Source organism: Paenibacillus luteus (assembly GCF_006542765.1).
GTDB lineage: Bacteria > Bacillota > Bacilli > Paenibacillales > Paenibacillaceae > Pristimantibacillus > Pristimantibacillus luteus.
This window is the reverse complement of record NZ_SKCD01000075.1, coordinates 1-960: the sequence shown is the minus strand read 5'-3', so window position 1 is coordinate 960 and position 960 is coordinate 1. Positions and strand designations below refer to the sequence as shown.

Here is a 960-nt window from a genome sequence, read left to right as displayed (position 1 = left end):
AGCCAAGAAGTAAAGCAAGACGGAGGGACAGCTCTAGTCCCTCCTTATTTTATATATAGAAGGATGGGTGTGCGCAACTATGGAAACGAAAGGAATCCGTAAACGCCGGTTTTCCACCGGAGCTTATCATATGATGCTTTTGCCAGCGGTTATCCTTGTGCTTATTTACAGCTATGGGCCTATCATGGGTATAGCTATCGCGTTTCAGGATTTTGTTCCTTCCCGCGGCTGGTTTGGTTCAGAGTGGATCGGTCTAGACAACTTTAAGTATGTGTTCGGGATGCCGGATACGATGAAGGTGATCGGCAATACGTTGTTGATTTCATTTATGAAAATTATTGTCGGCATTATTTTCCCGCTAACGCTAGCGATATTGCTAAACGAAGTGAAGAACGTCGTATTCAAAAGATCAGTTCAAACGATTGTTTATATGCCTTACTTTTTATCTTGGATTATTTTATCAGGTATTCTCATCGATATTTTGTCGCCATCAGGCGGCATCGTCAACAATTTTCTTCAATTTCTTGGCATGGAGCCAATCTATTTTCTTGGTGATGGAGGCTGGTTCCGCTTCATTATTGTAGCGTCGCACATATGGAAAGAGCTGGGATTTGATACGATTGTATATCTTGCTGCTATATTGAGTATCGATAAATCATTATACGAAGCAGCAGCGCTTGACGGTGCAGGTCATATGAAGCAAGCCTGGCATATAACATTGCCTGGCATGAGACCTATTATTGTGCTGCTAAGTGTACTCAGTCTTGGAAATGTTTTGAATGCCGGCTTCGATCAGGTATTTAATTTATATAGTCCGCAGGTATATTCCAGTGGGGACATTCTGGATACTTATGTATACCGGATCGGGATGGAACAAATGCAATATGGCGTAGCGACCGCAGTCGGATTGTTTAAATCGGTCGTTTCATTAATCTTTATCTGTGTATCTTATTTGCTGGC

The 960-nt window shown here is 42.1% G+C and carries 1 protein-coding gene; it reads left to right on the top strand.

Annotation, left to right across the window (positions count from 1 at the left end; all coding sequences use genetic code 11):
* Positions 1-79: 79 nt before the first annotated feature.
* Positions 80-960, top strand: an 881-nt coding sequence (locus E0496_RS31930; RefSeq protein ID WP_141505996.1) for an ABC transporter permease, incomplete at its 3' end; no start/stop codon positions are given.